The organism is Nocardioides sp. SLBN-35, assembly GCF_006715725.1.
Classification (GTDB): Bacteria; Actinomycetota; Actinomycetes; order Propionibacteriales; family Nocardioidaceae; genus Nocardioides.
In genome coordinates this window covers 3,142,259-3,165,268 of record NZ_VFNU01000001.1, presented here as the reverse complement: position 1 = coordinate 3,165,268, position 23,010 = coordinate 3,142,259, and the positions used below count along the sequence as shown (strand labels likewise).

Here is a 23,010-nt window from a genome sequence, read left to right as displayed (position 1 = left end):
ACCCTGTCGCGGCGCCGACGCCGCTCCTAGCGTCGGTGAGTGAGACCACCGCACCGCTGAGCAGGAAGGTCGTTGCGATGCCGACCACACCGACGTTGTCCTCACCCCTCCACGACGGCGAGCCGCGCGGCGGGGAGGCCCGCCACGTCGGGGCCCGCTCGTCGCTGGTCCCCGAGGCCCTGGGCTACCTGGGCGGCGTGGTGGTCGTCGTGGGCGCGGCCCTGCTGGCCGACCAGTTCTGGAGCGACCTGGCCACCTCCTGGCGCCTGGTCGTCGTCGGCCTGGTCGCGGCGAGCCTGACCGCGGCGGGCGCTCTGGTGCCTCCTGCTGCCGGACCCGCCGGGGTTCGGCTCCGCGCGGTGCTCTGGGCCGCCTCGGTCGCCCTGACCGCGGTCTTCCTCGCCGTGCTGGCCCGCCAGGCGCTGGACCTCGCCGAGCGTCCGACCGCCGTGCTCACCGCAGCGGGCGCGGCGGCCTCCGCCGTCGTCCTGTGGCGCATCCGACCCACGATCCTCCAACAGGCCGCCGCTCTGGCGGCTCTGGCCGCCACGGCGGCGTCGGTCGTGTTCCTCGCCGACCCGGACAGCAGGGTAGGTGGTTTCGGTCCGTGGGCGGTCGGAGTGGTGTGGCTGTTGCTGGCCCGCGGCGGTCTGCTCCGTCCGTCCCGCACGGCGTTCTCGCTGGGCGCCGTAGCCGCGGTCGTGGGCGGGGTCTTCGCGGCGGAGACCGATGCAGGCACCGTGCTGGCCCTGGTCACCGCCGGCGCGCTGGTGCTGCTCGCGCTGCGTCTGAGGGACGTGCCGGTGCTCGGCGTGGGTGCGGCCGGGGTGCTTCTCGTGCTGCCGATGGCCGTCCAGGACTGGTTCGGTGGATCGCTCGCCGCTGCACTCGTGCTCATCGTCTCCGGCGTCGGGCTCATCGGTGCGGGCGTGTGGATCGCGAACACGGGTCGCGACGCGGGAGCCCGGCGCCGCAGGTACGACGAGGGCGACCCGCGCGTCGCGGTCGCCGTGTCCGTCGTGGTCCTCGTGGCCGTGGCCCTCGTCGTCGGAGCGACCCGATGAGCGCGCCGACGACCGACCGGACCACGGCCACGCCGGGCGCCGGCGCGACCGTGGGGCCGGCCAGTCCGATCCTGACCTTCCTGGGAGCGGCCGGGACGGTCACGGGCAGCTGCTTCCTGCTCGAGCACGACACCAGCCGGGTGCTCGTCGATGCCGGCCTCTACCAGGGCCCGTCCGAGCTGCGGCGCAGGAACTGGGAGCCGCTGCCGATCGACCCGGCGACCGTGGACGCCGTGCTGCTCACCCACGCCCACCTGGACCACTGCGGCCAGCTGCCGCGGTTGGTGAAGGACGGCTTCGCCGGTCCGATCCACTGCAGCAAGGAGACGGCCGCGCTGGCCGCGATCGTGCTGAGGGACAGCGCCCATCTCCTCGAGGAGGAGGCGCGCTACGCGAACGAGTCGGGCTGGTCGAGGCACCGGCCGGCGCTGCCGCTGTACACCGCGGAGGACGTCGAGAGGACGCTGCTCCGGTTCGCGCCGCTGCCGTACGACGAGCACCACGCGGTGACGGCATCCGTCGGGGTCCGTCTCCACCCGGCCGGCCACATCCTCGGCTCGGCGACCCTCGAGGTGGACATCGCCGGCGACGTCGTCGTCTTCAGCGGTGACCTCGGCCGCGACGGGCACCCACTGCTCGAGCCGCCTCCCGCTCCCGCGGCCGCCACTGCACTGGTGCTCGAGTCCACCTACGGCGACCGCGTCCACCCGACGGCGGAGCCCGGCGTCCTCGCCGGCGCGGTACGGCGCACCATCGGCCGCGGTGGCACGGTTCTCATCCCCGCCTTCGCCGTCGACCGGACCGAGCTGGTGCTGCTCGAGCTCGAACGGCTCGAGAGCGCCGGGCTGATCCCGCGGGTGCCGGTGCACGTCGACAGCCCGATGGCGCTCGAGGCCCTGGGGGTGTACCTCCGGGCCCTGCACGAGGGCTCGGCACAGCTGAGGGCCGATCGGGCGGAGGCGCTGGAGAGGTTGCGCGCGCTCGACCTCCACGCCGTGCGGGATGCTGTCGAGTCGCGCCGCCTCAACGACCCGGACCAGCCGTGCATCATCGTCTCGGCATCCGGCATGGCCACCGGCGGGAGGGTCGTCCACCACCTCGCCCACCAGCTGCCCGACCCGCGCAACTGCGTGGTCCTCACGGGCTACCAGGCACCCGGCACCCGCGGACGTCAGCTGCAGGACGGAGCTCGGCACCTGAAGATCCACGGCCACTACGTCCCGGTGCGCGCCGAGGTCGTCGACGTACCGGACTTCTCGGTGCACGCCGACGCCGACGACCTGGTGACCTGGGTGGCCTCAGCGGCTGCGCCCCCGACCACGGTGTACGTCGTGCACGGGGAGCCGCACTCGTCCGCGGCTCTCGCCGAGCGCATCGAGGACGAGCTGGGCATCTGCGCCGTCGTCCCCCTGCTCGGCGAGCGGGTGCGCGTCGACTGAGAGGGCTCGGCGAAAGGTCCGTCGTGGCGGGGACCTTGGACCGTTCCAGCGCACCGGCGCCCGGGACAGGCTGGTGGCAGCCGGGCATCGGGGCGCGGCGGGACCTTCGAACGGCGTACCACGACGCCCTGACCCCGGAACGGAGCAATGATGACTCCTTCACCCCTCACGACCTCCTCCACGCCCCGCATCCCCCTCCTGTTGGGGCTGTGCGGGCTCGTCTCCCTGTTGGCCGCGGCCGTCCTGCTGATGACGGGAGGCCCGGCCACATCCGACCCGGCCGGCGCGCCGGCAGCGAGTGCGGTCGGCAACCAGGGCTCGATCGACGTGGGTGACACGCCCTACGCCGGGAACCCCCGCAACGACCCCAAGGTGAGCTGCTCGGTCACGGTCCGGTTCTTCGACTTCGCCGCCGGCACCGAGGTGACCAGCGTCGTGTTCGAGCGCCCCGGGTCCGGCACTCCGATCCTCACCGGCGCCGCCTTCACCCTCGGTGCACCGGCCGGTGGCAGCGACGGCCTGAACGCGGAGAGACGCTACGACCTCGACCTGGCCGTGACCCAGGACGACGCCGGCAGGAGCATCCCGGTCAAGGTGACAGCGTTCGTCACCCACGACGACAAGGACGGGTGGAAGGAGAAGGTCTTCAAGTGCCTCCCGCCGGACCAGCCGACGGAGCCCACGACCGAGCCGACCGAGCCGACCACCGAGCCGACCGAGCCGACCACCGAGCCGACCGAGCCGACCACCGAGGCGACCACCGTTCCGACCGACGCCGGCTCGTCCGACGTGGGCGGCGTGGCGACCACCCAGCCCTCCTCATCCGGTGACGGCGGCGAGGTGGCCGGTGTCCACGAGGGCAGCGCCGGCAACGACGTGCCGAAGGTCATCGACGCCGGGGCGACCGGCTGGACCACCCGCGACCTGTGGGGCTCGGGACTCGCCGGTGCGGGCATCGCGTTGGTGGCGGCAGCCCTCGTGATGTCGGCGACCGTCGGTCGTCGCGTGGGGTGAGCGTGCCCCGAGCGCGCCGGACGGCGGCGGCGCTGGCCCTGGTGGGGCTGGTGCTGGCCGCCGCCGGCATGTCCGTGGCGCGCCCGTGGCGAGACGAGCCAGACACTGCGGTCCCGCCGCACAGGTCAGGCGCCCGACCCGCGGAGGCCTCGCCACCGCCTGCAGCGCCGGCCAGCCCGGTGCGGGGCCGTCCGATCCGGGTCGAGATCCCGGCCATCGACGTGTCCGCCCGGATCCAGCCGGTCGCGGTCGCCGGGGACGTGCTCACCCCGCCGGACGACGTACGCGTCGTCGGGTGGTGGGAGGGCGGCGCCGAACCCGGGGACCAACGCGGAGCGGTGCTGATGACCGGGCACACCTACAGTCGTGGTGACGGTGTCTTCGACCGCCTGGCGCAGCTCGTCCCCGGTGACCGGGTGCGGGTGGTCACCGACCACGGCGTCGTTCGCTACCGGGTCGAGGCCGTCGCCGCATACCCGCGGGACCGGATCGCGGAGCTCGCCCCGCAGCTCTTCTCGGCGACGGGCGGACCGCGGCTCGTGCTCACCACCTGCAGCGGCTACGACGGGGAGCACTACCGGACGACGACCGTCGTCCGTGCGGCTCCCGCCGGGTAGGTCGGGCGTGGACGCGGACGGCCCGGTCAGGACGCGATGACGAGCCGGGGTGCGCGGCGGCGGGTCAGGCTCTCGGCGAGCCGGTGCCGGACGAGCTCCTCGCACAGCGCCATCCGCCGGCCCTCGTCCGGGTGGTAGGCCTGCAGCAGCTGCTCGGCCCGCAGGACCGCGGCCAGCACCTGGCCGGCCGGGACCGCACCGGCGTACTCGAGGATCAACCGGTCAGCGAGGTGCTGGCGGGCCTGGCGGCGCGCTCGTGGGTCCGACATGGGCATCTCCTTGTACTCGACGACCAGCCTGCACCGTGTCGCGGGTCCGGGGCAGGGCCGAAGGTCCCGAGTCCGTCAGGGCCCCAACGTCGCGGGACCGGGGCGGGGAACGACGGCCACGGGACACGATCCGCGTGCGAGGAGGCTGCGCGCGACCGAGCCGAGCACGAGGTCGGTGAGCAACCCGTGCCTCGTCTCGCCGACCACGACCAGTGCGGCGTCGTGGGCCAGGTCGCCGAGGACGTCCTCGGGCAGGCCGCGCTCGAGGCGGACCCCGACCGCGACCTCGGGATAGCCCGGACGCAGGCCGGCCAGTGTCTCGGCGACGAGCAGGCGCTCCTCGGCGAGGTCGGAGTGGGGAGGCGACACGAGCGCACGCCCCGACATGCGCTCGGCCTCCTGGTAGCAGTGGACGACGATCAGAGGCTCGCCCAGCAACGAGGCGGTGTGGAAGGCGAACTCGACGGTGCCGAGCGAACCCGGGACGCCGCCGATCCCGACGACCACACCGTGGCCGTGCCCCACGTCGTCGGGCACGACGACCACCGGGCACCGGCTCCTTCGGACGAGAGCGGAGTCCGAGCCGCGCTGTCCGGCGCCGACGACCACGAGGTGGGCGCGCTCGGACAGGCTGCCCAGCACTCGGGCCGGGTGTGGTGCACGTGTCACGACGAGCGGGCGTCGTTCCTTGGTCGCCACGGTGTTCGCCCAGGCCCGGGCCGCGCAGCCCGAGCGACGCTCGTCGATGCCGACCACGACCGCGCCGTGCGGCACCGTCGCCGGTCTCACGACGGCGGGCGCGCACCGAACGGCAGCGCCGAGGGCAGGGGATGGGGGCGGACCAGGCGGCATGCCTGGTCGGTCGAGGTGACCAGGTCGGTCCCGGTGTCGATCGGGTGGCTGGTCGGCCAGTGGTCGGCGTCGACCCGCATCCGGGCCGCGACCTCCTGGTCGGCGTCGGAGATCGAGTCGCGGGTGACGAACCTGCGCCGGGCGGTCGCCTCGTCGATCTCGCAGCGCAGCTCGACCAGGTCGGCCGTGGCCCGCGCGGCCAGCTCGGCGGCTCGTGCGCGGTCGTCCGCGTGGCTCCAGGTTCCGTCGAGCACGACGGACTCGCCGCGGGCGAGGAGGCGCTGGGCCCGGTCGAGCAGGGCGGCGTACGTCGCCCGTGTGTGCTCAGGCGTGTAGATCCCCGCGCCGTAGGGCGCCGGCGCGTGGCTGGTCGGGTCGATCCCGGCGATCTCCTTGCGGACGCGGTCCGTCGAGAGCACGACCATGCCGAGCCGGTCGGCGACGGACCCGGCCAGGGTCGACTTCCCGGACGCCGGGGGACCGCCGAGGAGGACGAGCTTCACCGCGCCGGCACGCAGGTGGGTCAGCGAGGTGGCGAGGTAGGACGTGACGTCGGCCTCGTGCTGGGCCCCGTGCAGCGCGCCGACCTCGGCCCGGACGAAGGCGCGGTAGGCGATGAAGTGGTGCACCAGTGACGGTGGTGCGGGATCGTCGAGGGCCGCTGCCCACGTGTCCACGAGCAGGCGGGCGGAGTCGGGTGCGCCGAGCTGGTCCAGCCCCATCGCGAGGAAGGCGATGTCGTCGAGCCGGTCGACGTAGCGCAGGCGGTCGTCGAACTCGAGACAGTCGAGGAGGCGCGGGCCGTCGTCGAGGCAGAAGACGTCGTCTGCCGTCAGGTCCCCGTGGCCGTCGACGACCGCTCCTCGCCGCAAGCGGTCGGCGAAGAGGTCCTCGCGGCCCGCGAGGAAGCGGCTGACCAGGAGCGACACCTCTGCCAGCGCCGTCGACCGGAGGCCGGGGTGTCCGGTGGCACGGGCCCGGGCGATGTTGGCCTCCCACCGCGATCGCAGGGCCTGGCGGGTCCCTTCGCGGGCGATCTCGGGGCCGGTCCGGGCCCGGGTGTGGAAGGCCGCGACCTGGTGGGCGATCGCCCGCACCTCGTCGCTCACGTCCTGGCCGCTGCGCACCAGGTGGCTGAGCCGGCGCTCCTCCGGCAGCCGGCGCATGACCACGGCCGGCTCGGCGTCCTGGCCGGGCGCGGAGAGAGCACCCACGCCGAGGTACACATCGGGGGCCAGGCGGCGGTTCAGCTCGACCTCGCGCTCGCAGACCCGTTGCCTCGTCGCCCGGTCGCTGAAGTCGAGGAAGCCGAGTCGCACGGGCTTCTTGACCTTGTACGCGAGCTCGCCGAGGAGGATCACGGTGCCGGAATGGGTCTCCTGCGCGGCGCACCACGGCTCGCGGAGCTCGCTCGGACCCGTGGGCCGGGCTGTGTCCGCGGCGATGGCTGCCTCCGCGTCGTGGACGATCTGGAGCATCGGCACCAGGCTGTCGGGACTGAGGCTGATCGAGTCGATCCCGGCGCGCACCAGACGCTGCGCGAGATCGGGATGGTCGGATGGCGCCTGGCCGCAGATGCCGGAGTGGATGCCGTTGCGGCGACAGCCGTCGATGGCGAGCTCGATCATCCGCAGCACGCCGGGATCCCGCTCGTCGTAGTCGAAGGCGACGACGTCGCTGTCCCGGTCGACCCCGAGCGTGAGCTGGGTCAGGTCGTTGGAGCCGATCGACAGACCGTCGAAGCGACGGGCGAAGTCGTCGACCAGCACGACGTTGTTGGGGATCTCGCACATCGCGTAGACCTCGAGGCCGTTGCGTCCCCGCGCGAGCCCGAGCTCGGACATCCGGGTGAGGACGAGGTCCGCCTCGGGGAGGCGTCGTACGAACGGGAGCATCAGGACGACGTTCGTCAGGCCCATCTCGTCACGGACCCTGCGCATCGCCTCGCACTCGAGCGCGAAGCCCTCGGCGTAGGAGGGATGGGCGTAGCGGGAGGCCCCGCGGAACCCGAGCATGGGGTTCTCCTCGCGGGGTTCGAAGTCCGCACCGCCGAGCAGGTCGGCGTACTCGTTGGTCTTGAAGTCGGAGAGGCGGACGACGACCGGGCGGGGGTGGAACGCGGCGGCGATCATGCCCACCCCTTCGGCGAGCCGCCGGACGACGTACGACGCTCCGTCCGGTCCCACCAGCGCCTCCACCCGAGCCCGCTCGGCCGGGTCGGTCACGCGTTCGAGGTGCAGCGCGGCGAGCGGGTGCACGCGCACCGACGCGCTGAAGATGAACTCGGTCCGGGCCAGGCCGACGCCGTCGGACGGCAGCAGCGAGGTGGCGAGGGCGAGCGAGGGGTTGCCCAGGTTGACCATCAGCCGGGTGCGGGGGCGCGGCAGCTCGTCGAGCCGCACCTGCTCGACGCTGATCTCGGCGCGGCCCTGGTGCACGTGTCCGGTCTCGCCTGTTGCGCAGGAGACGGTGACGTCGTCCCCGTCGTGCAGCAGCGTGGTCGCCTCGCCGCACCCGACCACGGCCGGCAGGCCCAGCTCGCGGGCGATGATGGCAGCGTGGCAGGTCCGTCCGCCTCGGTCGGTGACCACGGCGGCGGCTGTCTTCATCACCGGCTCCCAGTCCGGGGTGGTCGTGGCGGCGACCAGCACCTCGCCCGGCCGGAAGGCTGCCAGGTCCGCGGTGGAGCGGACGACCCGGACCCGCCCCGTCGCGGCCCGGCTCCCGACCGCCCTGCCGGTGACGAGGACGGGACCGGGGGAGAGCACGGCGAAGCGCTCCAGGACGCTGGTGTCGCGGGTGGCCGTGCCCGTGGCCGGGCGAGCCTGGACGACGTACAGGTGCTCGTCCGCCTCGTCCCTGGCCCACTCGACGTCCATCGGGCGACCGACGTGCCGCTCGATCGCCAGTGCGGCGCCGGCGAGGTCCAGGACGTCGTCGTCGGCCAGGCTGAACCGCCGGCGGTCGGGCTCCGGGGTGGGCTCGTCGACCAGGCCGGTGGGGCCGATCACGGTGCGTACCTCCTTGCCGCCGAGGCGGCGGTGCAGCACCGACCGGAATCCGGCCTCGTAGGTGGTCTTGTGCACGTGGAACTCGTCGGGGTCGACCCTTCCCTGGACGATGGTCTCGCCCACTCCCCAGGAGGAGGTGACCAGCACGACTCCGCGGTGGCCGGACTCGGGATCGAGCGTGAAGGCGACGCCCGAGGACGCGGAGCGCACCATGGTCATGACTCCCACCGAGAGCGCGACGTCGAGCTGGCCGAAGCCGTGCCGGGCGCGGTAGTGCACGCCGCGCGCGGTGAACGCGCTGGCGAAGCAGCGCCGCACCGCGTCGAGAAGATCGTCGAGGCCGCTCACCTGGAGGTACGAGTCGTGCTGGCCCGCGAAGCTCGCCTCGGGCAGGTCCTCCGCGGTCGCGCTGCTCCGGACCGCGACCGCGACTCCGGGGCCGTGGACCTGCTCCAGGGCGCGGTAGGAGCGGCGCACCTGCGCAGCGAGGTCGCCGGGAAGGCCGGCGCCCTCGACGAGGCCGCGCGCCCGGTCCGCGCGGCGCGCGAGGTCGTCGGGAGCGTCGAGGTCGAGATCCGTGAAGACCTCGGCCAAGGGCCGCCACAGGCCGGCCGCGGTGAGGGTGTGACGGTAGGCGTCGGCCGTGACGGCGAATCCGTCCGGGACCCGCACCGTGGTGTCGACCAGGATCCGGTGCAGCTCGCCGATGCCGGCGTTCTTGCCACCGACCTGCGCGATGTCGGCCAGGCCGACGTCGGAGAAGGAGCGGACGAACGCGCGGTCCGTGGACGTCGTGAGGGGCTGGGAGGGGGCGGGGGTGGTCATCGTCGTCACCGCCGCCCGGCGGTGTCGATCTGGGCCCACTCCGTCTCCCAGGCACGCAGGCGCCGGCGGTCGAGCAGCCGGCGCAGCACGGCGAGGAGCACCAGGCTCAGGGCGACCGCGCCGAGGACCAGGCCGGCTCCGGTCAGGACCGCGAGCGCCAGCACGTCGCGACCGGACAGGGGCGGGGCGGTGACGACGCCGTCCGGCGTGCTCCAGACCGTCATCCGATCACCGCCCCGGGTGCCGGGCGGTGCGAGGACCGTCGCCCTCCTGGTCTCGCCCGACGTACCGGTCCACGCGACGCGGGCCGTCGTCACGAGCACGGACCGTGCCGCGCTCACGTGGGGCTCGTCCACGACGACGGCCGTGTGGCGCTGTCGCGTCGCCACCTCGTGCGCGGCGGCGGCCGACAGGTGGTGGTGGGCCAGGACACCGGCCTCGACCGCGACGGGAACCGCGACCGCGCAGAGCAGCAGGGCGGCGATGCGGGCGCGGGTCTCGAGACGGTCGCTGCGCCGGCGCAGGGGGTTGCGCTCGATCCCGAGCCTGCGTGCCAGTCCTTGCGCCGTCCTTCGCTCGTGCATCGCCCTCGCACCTCTCCTTCGTCTCGCTGTCGACTGCCTCCTCGATCCCACTCCTGTGGGCGTCAGCCCGGCAGGGGCGAGGGACGGGATCCGACGGGACCAAGGTCACGAGGGACGGCAGGCAGCCGGCCTTTCGACGTCGTCCGCACAGCTCGGGCCGTTCGTCCGCGCTGACGGGGACCAATGGCCGCTCTGCGGCGCCGTGCCGCGTCACACGATGGAGGCACGCCCCGCCTCCCGAGTGCGGGGGATCCCGAGAAAGGACATGGAGACCATGACGCAACTGGTTCGCAGGGGTGGCTTCACCCCGCTCACCGACGTGTTCGACTGGCTGGAGACGACAGGACCGTTCCGGGCGGTCCTGAACGACGGCTACATCCCCGTGGAGGAGTACGTCGACGACGGGCACTACGTCGTGCGTGCCGACCTGCCCGGGATCGACCCCGACAAGGACGTCGAGGTGAGCATCGCGGACGACGCTCTGACGATCCACGGGGAGCGACGCGGAGAGGAGCACGACAAGTACCGCTCCGAGATGCACTGCGGCTCGTTCACGCGCCGCCTGCGGCTGCCGCACGGCTGCCGCGCGGAGGACGTCACGGCGACCTACGACGCCGGTGTGCTGACCGTGTCGATGCCCGTGGCCGAGCCCGAGGCGGCGCCGGTCCAGGTCCCGATCGCCCATGGGACCCAGGACGCGGCGGGCGCATCCTGACGTGGAGACCGACAGCGGCTCCCTCCTGCCCGGGCAGGAGGGAGCCGCTGTCGCGTGTCGCAGGGTCAGCGGCGCAGGCGTGTGGCCAGGACCGCCGCCTGCGTGCGGCGCTCGAGGCCGAGCTTGGCCAGGAGTGTCGAGACGTAGTTCTTGACGGTCTTCTCGGCCAGGCACAGTCGTTCGCCGATCTGCCGGTTGGTCAGTCCGTCCGCGATCAGGTCGAGGATCTCCTGTTCACGGTCGGTGATGCCGACCAGCGTGTCGCTCTCGGGCTCGGGGCTGCGCAGCCGGTCGAGGACGCGGGCGGTCAGAGCGGGGTCGATGAGTGAGCGGCCGCCGGCGACGACGCGTACGGCGTCGACGAGGTCCTCGCTCGACGCCTGCTTGAGGACGTAGCCGGCCGCACCGGCGAGGATGGCGGTGAAGAGGGCGTCATCGTCGTCGTAGGACGTCAGGATCAGTGCCTGGATGGTGGGATCGACGGAGCGGACGTCGCGGCAGACCTCCATGCCGGTGCCGTCGGGGAGTCGCCCGTCGAGGACGGCGACGTGCGGTCGTAGTGCCGGGATGATCGCCCGGGCCCGGACGGCACTGCCGCTCTCGCCGACCACCTCGAACTCCCCGGTGCCCTCCAGCAGGTCGCGCAGGCCCCGCCGGACGACTTCGTGGTCGTCGAGCAGGAACACCCGCAGCCGTGCAGGGCCGTCGTCGAGCCGCCGGACCTCGGGATCGGGCACCACCGTCAGCCTCGCGGGCTGTGCGCGGAAGCTGGCGCACACCGCGTCGACGGCCCCCTCCCAGGGACTCGCTGCCGCCTCGAGGCGGGCTTGCAGCGCCTCGATCCGTTCGCGACGCTCACGCAGGACCAGCCCGCCTCCGAGGGGGTCGGAGGTCGTGGCGGTGTCGAGGATGTTGCACAGGTCGGCCACATCCGCGTCGCATGAGGCCGGCGAGGGTTCGGACATCGTGGTGCCCAGCGGGTCCGTGAGCGCGGCGACGGCGCGGCGCAGCGGAGCACCGAGGTGGGACGGCAGGTCGTCGAGGACCGCGTCGACCTCCCGGAGCCGCGCCGCGCGCTCGACGGGGCCGCTGGTGAGGAGGGCGAGCGCACACCTCCACGCGCCGATCTCAGGAGCCTGCATGAGGCTCAGCATCCCTCGGCGGGATCCGCACGGGCAGGGTCAAAGGTCCCGGGGCGCGGCACGTCACGTCCCGAGCCTGCTCAGCGATGCGCGCCGATGTCGCGCCGCGCCCACACAGGCAGGGCGAGCGCGACCAGACCGGCCGACACCAGCAGCAGGGTGAGGAACGAGACCGGGAAGTCGGTGGCGAGCGGACCCGCGTGCAGGGCCTGGTGGAACGGGGAGATGCCCCGGACGTCCGAGAGCCGGTCGACGAAGAGACCGCCCACGTAGAGGACGTAGGCCGCGAGCGCGGCCGCGGTCGCCACGCCGATGGCCGGACCGCGCCGGCCCAGGACGGCGCCGGCCGTCAGCGCCAGGACGCCGTGGACCAGCCCCAGCAGGGTGCACGCACTCGCGCCCGCCGCGGCCGAGCGGACCGGGATCCCGAGGTCGAAGAGCGCGCTGCCGGCCAGGGTGCCGCCGAGTGTCGCGACGCCCAGCACCGTGATCGCCACGGTCAGCGCGAGGGCCTCACCGAGGAGCAGTCGAGTGGTGGACAGGGGTGTCACCAGCAGCAGGTCGAGCGTTCCGGCCTCCTCCTCCCCGGCGAGTGCTCGCGCTCCGCGCAGGATGCCGAAGATCACGAAGAGCAGGGGCAGCATCAAGGAGAACAGCTCGGCGTTGAGGAAGCCGGTGCCTGTCGACATCTGGTCGATCGAGAACATGTCCTTGAGCGCCTCGGGGAACTCGGTCAGGTAGGAGTCGAGCGAGGACATCGACGAGATCGACGGCCACATCGCCGCCTCGAGAACGACGGAGAGGACGATGCCGCTAGCCCAGGCGGGCAGGGTGCGGCGCTGATCCCACAGTGCCTTGCGGCAGATCGTGAGCACGGGGGGCCTCCTGGGTGTAGTAGCCGAGGAAGACATCGGCCAGCTCGGTGTCGTGGATCTGTACGTCGCGCAGGTCGTAGGGGAGGACCGCCCGCAGCAGCTCGGCTGCCTCGCCGGTCAGATCGAGCCGGGCCGTCAGGCCGAGGACCTCCAGGTTGTGCACGCCGGCGACCTGGCGGATCGCGGCTGCGGGGACGTCGTCCCCGAACCGGAGCTCGACGCGACGGGAGAGGCCGCAGCGCAGGTCGGCCATCGAGCGCAGGTCGAGCAGCGAGCCCTCGCGCAGGATGGCCACGTCGTCAGCGACCTCGGCGACCTCCGAGAGCACGTGCGAGCTCAGCAGCACGGTCTGGCCGCGGTCCCTCGCCTCGTGGAGCATCAGGTGGAACTCTCGCTGCATGAGGGGGTCGAGGCCGCTGGTGGGCTCGTCGAGCAGGAGGAGCGGGGCCTGGTTCATGAACGCCTGGATGATGCCGATCTTCTGTCGGTTCCCCCGCGACAGCGTCCCGATCCGGCGCTCGAGGTCGACCTCGAGTCGCTCGGCCAGGTGCGCGACGAAGGAGTCGTCCACGCCGCCACGAAGCTGCGCGAGGAGTCGCAGGAAGCGGCGACCCGACTGGTCGGCGTACCCGGTGAAGTCGCCCGGCAGGTAGCCGATCGATGCCTGCACGCGGTCGCGCGCGCTGGCCACGTCGTGCCCGAGGACCTCGACGCTCCCGGCCGTGGGGCGGTACAGGCCGGCGAGCAGCTTGATGGCGGTCGTCTTGCCAGCCCCGTTGGGGCCCAGGAACCCGCAGATCGTGCCCGGCGCGACGACCAGGTCCAGATGCGTGAGGGCCACGCTCTTGCCGAACCGCTTGCTCAGTCCGGTGGTCCGGACGGCAGGACTTCGCGCTCCCATGGCGTGGGTCTCCTTCCTCGCGCCGCCAGTCGTCCATCGTGGCCACGCTGACAGGCACCGGTCAGAGGCGAACTGCCGCCCGCAGCAGGACCTTGGGCCCCTGTCGGCGGCCCGGCACCACGAGACGATCGAGCCGGAGAGCACTTCGGACGGAGGAAGCATGAGCGTCGACACGCACGTCTTGGAGATCGAGTCGAAGTTCGAGGTGCCTGTCGACGCCACGCTCCCCGACCTCACCGGTCTGCCTCGTGCGGGCGCCGTCGGCGCGCCCAGGGAGGTCGATCTCGAGGCCAGCTACTACGACACCGCCGCCCTCGACCTGATGAGCCTGGGCATCACGCTGCGTCGTCGCCGTGGCGGCGAGGACGCAGGCTGGCACCTGAAGCTGCCGAGCGACAAGGGCCGTCACGAGGTCCGGGTCCCGCTGGGTGACGACGAGCGGGTCCCGCAGCGGCTGGAGGAGCTGTTGCGGGGCACGACGCGAGGCGCACGTCTGAGGAAGGTCGGCACGGTCAGCACCCGACGCACGGTGTTGCCCGTCGTCGATGCTGCCGGGAACCTCGTCGCCGAGGTCTGCGACGACCGGGTCGTCGGCGAACGCCGGCGCGGCGAGCGGGAGGCTCGACTGGTCTGGCGCGAGTGGGAGGTCGAGCTCACCGAGGACGACGCCGAGCTGGCCCGCGCGACGACCGCCCGTCTCCGGGAGGCGGGGGCATCGCCGTCGAGGTATGCCTCCAAGCTGGCCCACGTGCTGGATGTCGTGCCTCCGCAGGACGTGACCGGGGCGAGCCCGGGCGCCGCGAGTGCCCGTGACGTGTTGGCGCCCTACCTCGATGCGCAGGTGCGCCGGTTGCGTCAGCTCGATCCGCAGGTGCGTGCCGATCTGCCCGACGCGGTACACCAGATGCGCGTCGCGTGCCGCCGGATCCGGGCGGTCCTGGCCTGCTACCGCCGTGACTTCGACCGCCGGGCAGCCTCGCACGTGCGCGCCGAGCTGGGCTGGCTGGTCGACGTCCTGGGACGCGAGCGTGACCTGGAGGTGCTCCGCGACCATCTCGGTGCGCTGGTGGCCCAGCACGAATCCACCGACGCGGCGCAGGAGGCCTGGATCGACGAGGCCCTGGCCCGCGACCTGGCGGCGGCTCGCGAGACCGCACGTCGTGCCCTGGACGGCGGGCGGTACGACGCCCTGGTCCTGGCCCTCACGGATCCGGCCGCGTGGCCGCCTTGGTCGCCGAACGCCCGGCGCCCCGCACGTCGTGAGCTCCGCCGTGGCCTGCGCGCCGAGTGGACGCGGCTCGAGGCCGCGGCGAAGGCGGCCGAGCATGCCCCTTCCGCTCGACGGGACGAGTCGCTGCACGAGGTGCGGAAGGTGGCGAAGCGGCTGCGCTACGCGGCCGAGGCCGCGCAGGGGCGGCTCGGCGAGCGTGCGACGGACCTCGCGGAGGCGATGGCCTCCCTGCAGGAGGCGCTCGGGCGGCATCACGACGATGCGGTCGCCAGGGTGGCCGTCGCCGGGTTCGGGCGGGAGCGCTCCCTGACAGTGGCGAGGATCGTCGATGAGCTGGGAGCCGAACAGTCCGCCGAGCGCGCGACGTACGGCGAGGAATGGCTACGGCTGCGGCACTCGAGGCATGCTCGCTGGCTCTCGTGAGCCACCGACGGCCACCGACGGCGCGCGGTCAGCTCTGCAGAGGCCGAGTCGGCAGGGGAGCGAGGATACCGATGTCGTGCCCCTCGGGGTCCCGGAACATCGCGAAGTACCCGACGCCGGGGATCAAGGTCGGCGCGACCGTCTCGGTCGCACCCAGCGTGGCGCTGCGTGCCAGGACGGTCTCGACGTCATCGACTCCGACGTGGACGGTCAAGTACGTCGGCATCGGATCCTCGACCTGCAGGATGCCGCCACCGATGCCGTCGCCGTCGGACACCATCAGCGAGTATCCGGGGCCGGCGTCCCTGATCTCCCACCCGAACAGGTCCGCGTAGAACTTGCGCAGGCGTTCGGCGTCCCGGGCGCCGATCTCCCAGTGGATGACGCCGCGCCCCGGGGCGGGCACCTCGGGGCGGCTCATCGGGACACCAGGCGGACCAGGTCGGCGAGCCGGCAGGTGTAGCCCCACTCGTTGTCGTACCAGCCGAAGACCTTCACCAGCCGTCCCGAGGCCTGGGTGAGCGTGCTGTCGAACACGCACGACGCCGGGTCGCGTACGACGTCGGAGGAGACCAGCGGGTCGTCCTCGTAGGTGAGCAGTCCGGCCAGCGGCCCCGTCTTCGCCGCCTTCGCGAACGCGGCGTTGACGTCGGCGGCGCTGACGTTGCGATCCAGCAGGACACTGAGGTCGACGATCGAGCCGTCGACGACGGGAACCCGCAGAGCCCGGCCGTCGAGGCGACCCGCGACCGCGGGGATCACCTCGCCGACCGCACGGGCCGCTCCCGTCGAGGTGGGGATGATGTTGACCGCCCCGGCGCGAGCGCGCCGCGGATCCTTGTGCGGGGCGTCGAGCAGGTTCTGGTCGTTGGTGTAGGCGTGGACCGTCGTCATCAGGCCGTGCTGGATCCCGAACGCCTCCTGGAGCACCTTCACCATGGGCGCGGCGCAGTTGGTGGTGCACGACGCGTTCGAGACGACGTGATGACGACCGGGGTCGTACGTCGAGTCGTTGACCCCCATCACGATCGTCGCGTCGACGTCCTTGCCGGGTGAGGACAGCACCACCTTCCGTGCCCCTCCCGCGAGGTGGACCTGGGCGAGCTCCCTGCTGCGGAACCGGCCGGTGCTCTCGAGCACCACGTCCACGTCGTACGCCGTCCAGTCGAGGTCGCCGGGATCCGCGCTGCGGGTCACCGCGACCTTGCGTTCGCCCACCAGAAGGAGGTCGTCGCCACCGACCTCGACCCGGGTGGGGAACGCGCCGAAGGTGCTGTCGCGACGCAGGAGGTGGCGCAGCGTCGCGACGTCGGTGAGGTCGTTGACGGCCACGACCTCGAGGTCGGGCTCCGTGGCCGCGAGCCTCAGGAAGGCCCGCCCGATCCGACCTGCTCCGTTGATGCCGATGCGAACCATGCTCGTCTCCTGACCGTCGTTGCTGTCGTTGCCGTCGTGGCGCGGCTGCGCTCGGTGGTCAGCGTGCTTCCTGGACGGCCGGTCGTGCCGGGGGCGTCAGGCACGAGTCGTCGGGACCAAAGGCCTCCGGCCTGCCGACGCCGGACCCTGCAGTAGCGGCCCCGGTGACCGACACGATCGCGGTGAGTCACTCGACAACCGGAGGTTCCGCCATGCAGGTCGACAACCACGCGCCCATCGTCGTTGCGACGGACGGGACCGAGCGCAGCGCCGGAGCGCTGCGGTACGCGGTCCACGAGGCCCGACGTCGCGCCGTCGCGCTCAGGATCGTTCACGTGGCGCCGCCGGCGGCACTCTCCGAGCCGATGTTCGGATTCGCGCCGGACATCGCCGAGGACCTGCGGGCCCACGGACGCACGGTCCTGGCCGATGCCGAGGCGACTGCCCGCTCGCTCGGGACCGATCTCAGCATCGAGACGGTCCTCGCAGCCGGAGCGCAGGCGGACGAGCTGGTGGCGGCTGCGGGCGACGGGCAGATGGTGGTCCTGGGCCGGGAGACGAGGAGTGCAGTCCGGCGGCTGCTGACCGGCGCGACGACGGCCACGGTCGCGGGGCGCACCTCGGTGCCGACGGTCGTCGTCCCCGCCGACTGGCAGCTGGTGGAGCACGGACGGATGGTGGTCGGCATCGAGTCCGAGGACTGCGCCCGCCCCCTGCTGGGTCGTGCGTTCGAGCGCGCCGCGCAACGCGGCGCCGAGCTGGTCGTCATCCACGCGTGGGACCTGCCGGTCCCGTACAGCGACGTGATCGACCCGCACCGCTACGTGCGCGAGTGGCGCGCCGCCGGCGCGAAGCTGCTGTCCACCGTCCTGGAGGAGTGGCGGCGTGCCTACCCCGGCGTCGCGGTGGAGACCGTGGTCGTGCACGGCCAGGCCGCCCAGGCCTTGGTCGAGGGCTCGGAGGCCAGCGACCTCCTGCTGATCGGCCGCCGCCCGCACGGACCGTTGCACTGGGCCCATCTCGGTGCGACGGCGCGCTCGGTGCTGCGCGCCTCGCACGTGCCGGTGGAGGTCGTCGCGCCGGGCACGAGCGCGGACGGATGACGGCGCTCGGGCCACGACTGATGGAGGGCCGCGGCCTGACCTCGGCGGAGGCCACCCGGCGCCTCGAACGCGACGGTGAGAACGTCATCCCGCGGGCCGCACCGCGCAGCCTGATCGCCAGGGTGGCCCGGCAGCTCGCCGACCCGATGATCGTGCTGCTCTGCGCGGCACTGGTGGTCGTGCTGGTCCTGGGCGATCGGGTCGATGCGACCATCATCGGCGCGGTCGTGGTCCTCAACACGGTCATCGGCGTCGTTCAGGAGGTGCGCGCCGAGCATGCGGTCGCGGTGCTGGACGAGCTCGCCTCGCCCCAGGCCAGGGTGCGGCGCGACGGGCGGTTCGTCGAGCTGCCCGCTGCCCAGCTGGTCGTCGGGGACGAAGTGCGGCTCGAGGCCGGCGACGTCGTGCCCGCCGACCTGTCGCTCGGCGAGGCCGTCGCGTTGGAGGTCGACGAGGCTGCGATGACGGGGGAGTCGGTACCGGTGCGGCGCGGTACCGGTGAGGAGGTGCTCTCCGGCACGGTCGTGACCCGTGGCCGGGCCGTGGCAGCGGTGGTGCGGACCGGGGCGCAGAGCGGCCTGGGCCGGATCGCGGTGCTGATCGCGGCGACGGGACTGCGTCCCACGCCGCTGCAGCGTCGTCTCTCCCGCCTGTCGCGACAGCTGGTGTGGATCACGGCCGGCCTCGCCGCCGTGGTGCTCCTGCTGGCGGTGCTGCGAGGCGAGCCCCTGGCCGACTCCCTGATCCTCGCCGTGAGCCTCGCGGTCGCGGCGATCCCCGAGTCGCTCCCGGCCGTCGTCTCGGTCGCGCTCGCGCTCGGTGCGCTCCGGATGGCACGGCGATCGGCGATCGTGCGGTGGTTGCCGGCTGTCGAGACGCTGGGCTCGGTGTCCGTGCTCGCCTCCGACAAGACCGGCACCCTCACCGAGGGACGGATGACGGTACGCCGGACGTGGACGGCCGAGGGCGCCTGCGACGTGGACGGTCCGGCGTACGGCCGCGACGGTGCGGTGCGGGGCGCGAGCGCCGACGGGAGCGCGGTCGAGCGGCTCCTGCGTGACGTGGTGCTGTGCAACGACGCGCGGCTCACTCCGGTCGGAGACGGGTGGTCCGGGATCGGGGACCCGCTGGAGGTGGCGCTGCTGGTCGCCGCGGCTCGGCTGGACGAGGGGCTGTTGCACGCTCCTCGGGAGTGGCGCCGGGTCGACGAGACCCCGTTCGACAGCGAGAGCCGGTCGATGACGACCGTGCACGAGGACGCCACGGGAGGACGTCTGGTGGTGGTCAAGGGCGCACCCGAGACGGTGCTGGACGGGCTCGCGGACCGTGCGGTGGCCGACCGGGCGCGGGCAGAGGCGCACGCGATGGCCCGTGCGGGCTTCCGCGTTCTCGCGGTCGCCGACGGCGCGCCCGACCGGGCACCCGAGCTGGTCGGGCTGGTCGGCATGATCGACCCGCCGCGCGACGATGCGGCGGCGGTGGTGAGCGCCTGTCGGGCCGCCGGGATCCGTCCGCTCCTCGTCACGGGCGACCACGCCGAGACGGCTCTGGCCGTCGCCCGCGAGGTCGGCATCGCGCGCCCCGACGGGGAGGTCGTCGACGGAGACGTGGTCGCGCGGGGCGAGCACGTGGCGCGGGTCGAGCGGATCGACGTGTACGCGCGGACCCATCCTGAGCAGAAGGTCGACATCATCGACGCCTGGCAAGCACGCGGACACGTGGTGGCGATGACCGGGGACGGCGTGAACGACGCACCGGCACTGCGGCGTGCGGACATCGGGGTCGCCATGGGGAAGCACGGCACCGAGGTCGCCCGGCAGGCGGCGGACCTGGTGCTGGCCGACGACGACCTGCGGACCGTCGTGACCGCGGTGGCCGAGGGCCGCCGGATCTACGCCAACATCCGCACGTTCCTGCGCTACGGCCTCTCCGGAGGACTGGCCGAGGTGCTGGTCATCCTGGTCGCACCGTTCGTCGGGATCGCGACGCCCCTCCTTCCGGGGCAGATCCTGTGGATCAACATGCTGACGCACGGCATCCCCGGCGTGGCCTTCGGCGGCGAGCCCCTGGACCCCCGCCTCATGCAGCGACCGTCGCCATCGCCGGAGCGGTCCGTGCTCGGTGAGGGCCTGGTACGGCGGATCGTCGTCGGAGGGCTCCTGATCGCCGGAGTCAGCATCGCGGCGGGCCTGCTGGCGACCGCCCACTCCTGGCCCACCACGACGGTGGTGTTCCTGACGCTCGGCCTCGCCCAGCTGGCACTCGCCCTGGCTCTGCGCGCACCACGCTCGACGCGTGGGCTAGGGGAGCGGGCGCTCGAGCTGTCGGTCGCCGCCGCGGTCGGGCTCCAGGTCTTGGCCGCCACCTGGACGCCGTTGCAGGAGCTGCTCGGGACCCGATCCGTCGGACCGGCGGCCTGGGCCACGGTGCTCGCCCTGGCGGTGCTTCCGGGCGCGGTCGTCAAGGTGAGCGCGGGCCGCCGTCCGGCGGCTCAGCCCGCGTCGTCGCCGGGATCGGGCGCGAGGCCGTCCTGGAAGTGATGGACCTCGGCATCGGGCCCGGGGAAGAACACGGACTCGTGACCGTTGTCCGACCAGCGCACGACGTACGGCGGACTGCCGTCGGGGTGCCGGACCTGGAGGATCTCGCCGTCCCGGACCGGGCCGCCGACCCGGTTGCTGCGGACGATCAGGCGGTCACCGACGGATGCGTACATGTCGTTCTCCTCAGGTCGGGACGCGGGTGCGTCGTTCAGGTCGACTCTCGGACGTGGTGCGGCGTGCCGGCAGAGCCGTAGGTCCTCGGGCGCGGGTGCCGTGGGTCCCTCCTGCGCCGCGACGGACGGGCGCACGATGGGGGGATGCGAGCATGGGAGGTGTCGGGGATGCCCGGCCGGGCGGGGCGGCTGCGACCGGTGGACCGGTCGGTGCCGGTCCCCGGCGATGACGAGCTGCTGGTGCGGGTCACGACATGCGGCGTGTGCCGGACCGACCTGCACCTCGCCGACCTCGAGCTGCCACCCCACCGCCCCGGCGTCGTACCGGGGCACGAAGTGGTCGGGGTCGTGGTGGGTGCGGGTCGGTCCACGACCCGTCTCGACGTCGGCACCCGGGTCGGGATCGCCTGGCTGCGGTCGACGTGCGGACGTTGCGAGGCGTGCCGCGCCGGAGCGGAGAACCTGTGCATCCACGCGGCGTTCACCGGCTGGGACGCGGACGGAGGCTTCGCCGAGTACGCCGTCGTGCCGGAGGGGTTCGCCTACGAGCTGCCGGCGGCCTTCTCCGACGAGGAGGCGGCGCCCCTGCTCTGCTCGGGCATCATCGGCTACCGAGCGCTGCGGCGCGCCCACCTGCCGCCGGGCGGCCGGCTCGGGATCTACGGCTTCGGCGCGAGCGCACACCTGACCGCTCAGATCGCGATCCGGCAGGGAGCCCAGGTGCACGTGCTCACCCGCGAAGCCGCGGCGCGGGACCTCGCGCTCGAGCTGGGCGCGGCGTCGGCCGGTCCTGCCGACGGGCGGCCGCCGTGCCCTCTCGACAGCGCGATCCTGTTCGCGCCGGTGGGGGAGCTGGTCCCCGTCGCACTCGAGGCTCTCTCCCAGGGCGGCACCCTCGCCATCGCGGGGATCCATCTCAGTGACGTCCCGGCTCTCGACTACGCGCGACACCTCTTCCGCGAGCGCACGCTGACCTCGGTCACCGCCAACACCCGTGCCGACGGCGAGGAGCTGCTACGGCTCGCCGCCGCCCTCGACGTGCGGCCCTCGGTCACGACCTACCCGTTCACCGCCGTGGACCAGGCACTGGACGACCTGGCCCGGGGCAGGTTCGCCGGTGCGGCGGTGGTTCGGATGCCCGAGGCCTGAGCGGGACCTTCGGGCAGGTCTCCGGTGACCTTCGGTCCTGCCACGGGCGCTCGCCGAGGGGCATGATCGGAGATGCGGCAGACCCCGGTCCTACGGCCGGTCGAACCCGCAAGTGCCGGCCCGCCGGCAGCCGCGAAGCACTGGTGGTCACCGACCACAGACCCGCCGTCGTCATGACGGATGCAGCGGCAGCGACGGCGGGCCGGCCACTGTCCGCGCGGAAGGTCGCCCACGGACGGTCACGAGGAGGGGAGCACCATGGCAGCGCTGGTGGATCGGGTGGTAGCAGGAACGGGCTCGCACCCATGGCCCCAGGCGGGCCCTGCGGGAGAGCACCCTTGGCAGGAGGACGGCGCCGACATCGCCCTCGACGACGAGGCCGACGAGGCAGTTCCGCTCGCCCTTGCCCTCATCCCGGCCAAGGGTGTCGAGTGAGACGTGAGAAGCGCCGTGCCGCGGTCACATCGTGAAGGACGACGAGGCGCCGGTATTGGCCTCCACGTCGAGCACGGAGGCCTCGAACAGCGCGTGCGCCAGCCCACTGAGCGCCCGGCACACGGCGAGCTCGTCGCCGATCTCCGGGGCGTCCCGGTCCTCCGGGCTGCGTCGTGCGACTCCGCTGCTGCGCACCTCGGTGCCGGCGGTGGTGCGCAGCACCGCCTCCGCCCGCGTTCGGGGCCCGTCCTCGGACAGGTGGATCTCGACGTGCCAGGTCGTCGCGTGCATCTCGCTCTCCTTCGTTGGTCCAGGTGACGGGACCCGGCGGCTCACCGGACGATGGCCACCGGGCACTGGGCATGGGTCAGGACGTGCTGGCTCACCGAGCCGAGCAGCATCTCCGAGAACGCGTCGCGGCCGCGTGACCCGACGACGACCAGCGACGCGGCCCGACTCGCGTCGACGAGCACCGGCCCGGCCCGTACGGGGATCGCCTCCGGGACGATCTCGACGTCGGGGAACTGGGCGGCGCACTCGCGACACAGGTCCTTGACCAGCTCCTCCGCGGCGGCCAGCTGGCGGTCGGCGACCTCCGACTCGGCCCCGTCGAAGGTCAGCACGTGGGCGAGCACCGAGAAGTAGCCGTGGATGGCGGTGACGCCCTCGCCGGTACGCCGGGCTCGCTCGCAGGCGAACCGCAACGCGCGTGCGGACGCCGCAGATTGATCGACGCCGACCACGATCCGGTCGACGACCTTCGAGTGCCGGGGGCGCACGACGACGACGGGACACGGTGCGTGACGGGCTACGTGCTGGCTGACCGATCCCGTCAACGTGCCCGCTGTCAGCCCGTGCCCGGTGCTCCCGACGACCATCAGGTCGGCCCTCTCGGCGGCACGGAGCAGCTCGGGGACGACTGGTCCTGGGCGGACCTCCACGATGGCTTCCGGGAGTCCGAGCGCCTGCAGCTGCTCCTCGGCCGCTTCGCGCCAGCCCTGGACCGCCCTGTCCATCTCGTCGCGGTAGTGGCCGACGACCGGGTCCATCGCGGTGCCGACGAGCACCACGTGGACGTCGGACCGTGGGGCGGCGTTCTCAGCGGCCCAGGTGAGGGCGGCGGCCGCGCCGGACGATCCGTCGTACCCGACGACGATGCGGGGAGGGCTTTCGGTCATGGCGTCAGCGTGCGCCGGTGCGGGGGCGACCAGTAGGGCCAAAGGGCACTA

The 23,010-nt window shown here is 73.1% G+C and carries 22 protein-coding genes; 10 read left to right on the top strand and 12 right to left on the bottom strand.

Translation table 11 applies throughout. The features are described 5' to 3' along the window. Positions 1-35 precede the first annotated feature (35 nt). From FBY23_RS15365 to FBY23_RS15350, 4 genes are all read left to right on the top strand, one after another. On the top strand, positions 36-1,064 hold the full coding sequence (locus FBY23_RS15365; RefSeq protein WP_141798940.1) for a hypothetical protein: 1,029 nt from the start codon (positions 36-38) through the stop codon (positions 1,062-1,064). Continuing rightward, positions 1,061-2,503, top strand: coding sequence for an MBL fold metallo-hydrolase (locus FBY23_RS15360; protein ID WP_141798939.1), 1,443 nt, complete (start codon positions 1,061-1,063; stop codon positions 2,501-2,503). The genes FBY23_RS15365 and FBY23_RS15360 overlap by 4 nt, the downstream gene beginning before the upstream one ends. A 150-nt stretch (positions 2,504-2,653) precedes the next feature. After that, positions 2,654-3,517, top strand: a complete 864-nt coding sequence (locus tag FBY23_RS15355; RefSeq protein ID WP_141798938.1) for a hypothetical protein — start codon at positions 2,654-2,656, stop codon at positions 3,515-3,517. Between the two features lie 2 nt (positions 3,518-3,519). Next, positions 3,520-4,134, top strand: coding sequence for a class F sortase (locus FBY23_RS15350; protein WP_141798937.1), 615 nt, complete (start codon positions 3,520-3,522; stop codon positions 4,132-4,134). 26 nt (positions 4,135-4,160) lie between these two features. Here the strand turns inward: FBY23_RS15350 and FBY23_RS15345 are convergent, their stop codons facing one another. The 4 genes from FBY23_RS15345 to FBY23_RS26000 all read right to left on the bottom strand — a co-directional run bounded on the left by FBY23_RS15345 (position 4,161) and on the right by FBY23_RS26000 (position 9,675). Beyond that, positions 4,161-4,403, bottom strand: coding sequence for a hypothetical protein (locus tag FBY23_RS15345; RefSeq protein WP_141798936.1), 243 nt, complete (start codon positions 4,401-4,403; stop codon positions 4,161-4,163). Positions 4,404-4,478: 75 nt separating this feature from the next. Further along, positions 4,479-5,192: a universal stress protein gene (locus FBY23_RS15340; protein WP_160158263.1), complete on the bottom strand. Its 714-nt coding sequence runs from the start codon at positions 5,190-5,192 to the stop codon at positions 4,479-4,481. Beyond that, a complete protein-coding gene (ppsA, locus tag FBY23_RS26335) occupies positions 5,189-9,091 on the bottom strand; it encodes a phosphoenolpyruvate synthase (RefSeq protein ID WP_141798934.1) in 3,903 nt (1,300 codons plus the stop codon). The genes FBY23_RS15340 and ppsA overlap by 4 nt, the downstream gene beginning before the upstream one ends. 5 nt (positions 9,092-9,096) lie before the next feature. Further along, entirely contained in the window at positions 9,097-9,675 is a 579-nt protein-coding gene (locus tag FBY23_RS26000; protein ID WP_160158262.1) for a hypothetical protein, read from the bottom strand. A gap of 274 nt (positions 9,676-9,949) precedes the next feature. On the opposite strand from FBY23_RS26000, the gene FBY23_RS25995 reads away from it, so the two are divergent. Further along, entirely contained in the window at positions 9,950-10,390 is a 441-nt protein-coding gene (locus FBY23_RS25995) for an Hsp20/alpha crystallin family protein (RefSeq protein WP_160158261.1), read from the top strand. A 65-nt stretch (positions 10,391-10,455) separates the two neighbouring features. Here FBY23_RS25995 and FBY23_RS26855 read toward each other — a convergent pair whose 3' ends face one another. The 3 genes from FBY23_RS26855 to FBY23_RS15310 form a co-directional block, all read right to left on the bottom strand. Next, positions 10,456-11,532: a response regulator transcription factor gene (locus FBY23_RS26855; protein ID WP_313901096.1), complete on the bottom strand. Its 1,077-nt coding sequence runs from the start codon at positions 11,530-11,532 to the stop codon at positions 10,456-10,458. A gap of 80 nt (positions 11,533-11,612) precedes the next feature. Next, entirely contained in the window at positions 11,613-12,407 is a 795-nt protein-coding gene (locus FBY23_RS15315; RefSeq protein WP_222117838.1) for an ABC transporter permease, read from the bottom strand. Next, on the bottom strand, positions 12,346-13,308 hold the full coding sequence (locus FBY23_RS15310) for an ABC transporter ATP-binding protein (RefSeq protein WP_141798930.1): 963 nt from the start codon (positions 13,306-13,308) through the stop codon (positions 12,346-12,348). Before FBY23_RS15310 ends, FBY23_RS15315 begins: the two co-directional genes overlap by 62 nt. Positions 13,309-13,468: 160 nt before the next feature. On the opposite strand from FBY23_RS15310, the gene FBY23_RS15305 reads away from it, so the two are divergent. Continuing rightward, positions 13,469-14,962: a CYTH and CHAD domain-containing protein gene (locus FBY23_RS15305; RefSeq protein WP_160158260.1), complete on the top strand. Its 1,494-nt coding sequence runs from the start codon at positions 13,469-13,471 to the stop codon at positions 14,960-14,962. 28 nt (positions 14,963-14,990) lie between these two features. Here FBY23_RS15305 and FBY23_RS15300 read toward each other — a convergent pair whose 3' ends face one another. Together FBY23_RS15300 and gap are read right to left on the bottom strand one after the other, a co-directional pair. Next, complete coding sequence (locus tag FBY23_RS15300) at positions 14,991-15,383, bottom strand: VOC family protein (RefSeq protein ID WP_141798928.1); 393 nt, start codon at positions 15,381-15,383, stop codon at positions 14,991-14,993. Next, on the bottom strand, positions 15,380-16,378 hold the full coding sequence (gap, locus tag FBY23_RS15295) for a type I glyceraldehyde-3-phosphate dehydrogenase (RefSeq protein ID WP_141798927.1): 999 nt from the start codon (positions 16,376-16,378) through the stop codon (positions 15,380-15,382). The genes FBY23_RS15300 and gap overlap by 4 nt, the downstream gene beginning before the upstream one ends. A gap of 212 nt (positions 16,379-16,590) precedes the next feature. On the opposite strand from gap, the gene FBY23_RS15290 reads away from it, so the two are divergent. Both FBY23_RS15290 and FBY23_RS15285 read left to right on the top strand, forming a co-directional pair. Further along, the gene (locus tag FBY23_RS15290) at positions 16,591-17,481 is read left to right on the top strand and encodes a universal stress protein (RefSeq protein ID WP_141798926.1); all 891 of its coding nucleotides are present in this window, start codon (positions 16,591-16,593) and stop codon (positions 17,479-17,481) included. After that, positions 17,478-20,021: a cation-translocating P-type ATPase gene (locus tag FBY23_RS15285; protein ID WP_141798925.1), complete on the top strand. Its 2,544-nt coding sequence runs from the start codon at positions 17,478-17,480 to the stop codon at positions 20,019-20,021. The genes FBY23_RS15290 and FBY23_RS15285 overlap by 4 nt, the downstream gene beginning before the upstream one ends. Here the strand turns inward: FBY23_RS15285 and FBY23_RS15280 are convergent. Next, positions 19,973-20,197, bottom strand: coding sequence for a DUF1918 domain-containing protein (locus tag FBY23_RS15280; RefSeq protein WP_141798924.1), 225 nt, complete (start codon positions 20,195-20,197; stop codon positions 19,973-19,975). The genes FBY23_RS15285 and FBY23_RS15280 overlap by 49 nt on opposite strands. A 144-nt stretch (positions 20,198-20,341) precedes the next feature. On the opposite strand from FBY23_RS15280, the gene FBY23_RS15275 reads away from it, so the two are divergent. Both FBY23_RS15275 and FBY23_RS25990 read left to right on the top strand, forming a co-directional pair. Continuing rightward, entirely contained in the window at positions 20,342-21,346 is a 1,005-nt protein-coding gene (locus tag FBY23_RS15275) for a zinc-binding alcohol dehydrogenase family protein (protein ID WP_141798923.1), read from the top strand. 258 nt (positions 21,347-21,604) lie between these two features. Further along, positions 21,605-21,781 carry a hypothetical protein gene (locus FBY23_RS25990; RefSeq protein ID WP_160158259.1) on the top strand — a complete coding sequence of 59 codons (177 nt, stop codon included), beginning with the start codon at positions 21,605-21,607 and terminating at the stop codon, positions 21,779-21,781. A 24-nt stretch (positions 21,782-21,805) separates the two neighbouring features. Here FBY23_RS25990 and FBY23_RS15270 read toward each other — a convergent pair whose 3' ends face one another. Next, complete coding sequence (locus FBY23_RS15270) at positions 21,806-22,072, bottom strand: DUF1876 domain-containing protein (protein WP_141798922.1); 267 nt, start codon at positions 22,070-22,072, stop codon at positions 21,806-21,808. A gap of 41 nt (positions 22,073-22,113) precedes the next feature. Next, on the bottom strand, positions 22,114-22,959 hold the full coding sequence (locus tag FBY23_RS15265; protein ID WP_141798921.1) for a universal stress protein: 846 nt from the start codon (positions 22,957-22,959) through the stop codon (positions 22,114-22,116). Positions 22,960-23,010 lie beyond the last annotated feature (51 nt).

What these genes read in the sequence shown, in the direction of transcription:
- FBY23_RS15360 (WP_141798939.1), top strand. Translation starts at nt 1,061, where the DNA reads ATGAGCGCGCCGACGACCGACCGGACCACGGCCACGCCGGGCGCCGGC.
- FBY23_RS15355 (WP_141798938.1), top strand. Translation starts at nt 2,654, where the DNA reads ATGACTCCTTCACCCCTCACGACCTCCTCCACGCCCCGCATCCCCCTC.
- FBY23_RS15345 (WP_141798936.1), bottom strand. Translation starts at nt 4,403, where the DNA reads ATGTCGGACCCACGAGCGCGCCGCCAGGCCCGCCAGCACCTCGCTGAC.
- ppsA (WP_141798934.1), bottom strand. Translation starts at nt 9,091, where the DNA reads ATGACCACCCCCGCCCCCTCCCAGCCCCTCACGACGTCCACGGACCGC.
- FBY23_RS26000 (WP_160158262.1), bottom strand. Translation starts at nt 9,675, where the DNA reads ATGCACGAGCGAAGGACGGCGCAAGGACTGGCACGCAGGCTCGGGATC.
- FBY23_RS25995 (WP_160158261.1), top strand. Translation starts at nt 9,950, where the DNA reads ATGACGCAACTGGTTCGCAGGGGTGGCTTCACCCCGCTCACCGACGTG.
- FBY23_RS26855 (WP_313901096.1), bottom strand. Translation starts at nt 11,532, where the DNA reads ATGCAGGCTCCTGAGATCGGCGCGTGGAGGTGTGCGCTCGCCCTCCTC.
- FBY23_RS15310 (WP_141798930.1), bottom strand. Translation starts at nt 13,308, where the DNA reads ATGGGAGCGCGAAGTCCTGCCGTCCGGACCACCGGACTGAGCAAGCGG.
- FBY23_RS15305 (WP_160158260.1), top strand. Translation starts at nt 13,469, where the DNA reads ATGAGCGTCGACACGCACGTCTTGGAGATCGAGTCGAAGTTCGAGGTG.
- FBY23_RS15300 (WP_141798928.1), bottom strand. Translation starts at nt 15,383, where the DNA reads ATGAGCCGCCCCGAGGTGCCCGCCCCGGGGCGCGGCGTCATCCACTGG.
- gap (WP_141798927.1), bottom strand. Translation starts at nt 16,378, where the DNA reads ATGGTTCGCATCGGCATCAACGGAGCAGGTCGGATCGGGCGGGCCTTC.
- FBY23_RS15290 (WP_141798926.1), top strand. Translation starts at nt 16,591, where the DNA reads ATGCAGGTCGACAACCACGCGCCCATCGTCGTTGCGACGGACGGGACC.
- FBY23_RS15285 (WP_141798925.1), top strand. Translation starts at nt 17,478, where the DNA reads ATGACGGCGCTCGGGCCACGACTGATGGAGGGCCGCGGCCTGACCTCG.
- FBY23_RS15280 (WP_141798924.1), bottom strand. Translation starts at nt 20,197, where the DNA reads ATGTACGCATCCGTCGGTGACCGCCTGATCGTCCGCAGCAACCGGGTC.
- FBY23_RS15275 (WP_141798923.1), top strand. Translation starts at nt 20,342, where the DNA reads ATGCGAGCATGGGAGGTGTCGGGGATGCCCGGCCGGGCGGGGCGGCTG.
- FBY23_RS25990 (WP_160158259.1), top strand. Translation starts at nt 21,605, where the DNA reads ATGGCAGCGCTGGTGGATCGGGTGGTAGCAGGAACGGGCTCGCACCCA.
- FBY23_RS15270 (WP_141798922.1), bottom strand. Translation starts at nt 22,072, where the DNA reads ATGCACGCGACGACCTGGCACGTCGAGATCCACCTGTCCGAGGACGGG.
- FBY23_RS15265 (WP_141798921.1), bottom strand. Translation starts at nt 22,959, where the DNA reads ATGACCGAAAGCCCTCCCCGCATCGTCGTCGGGTACGACGGATCGTCC.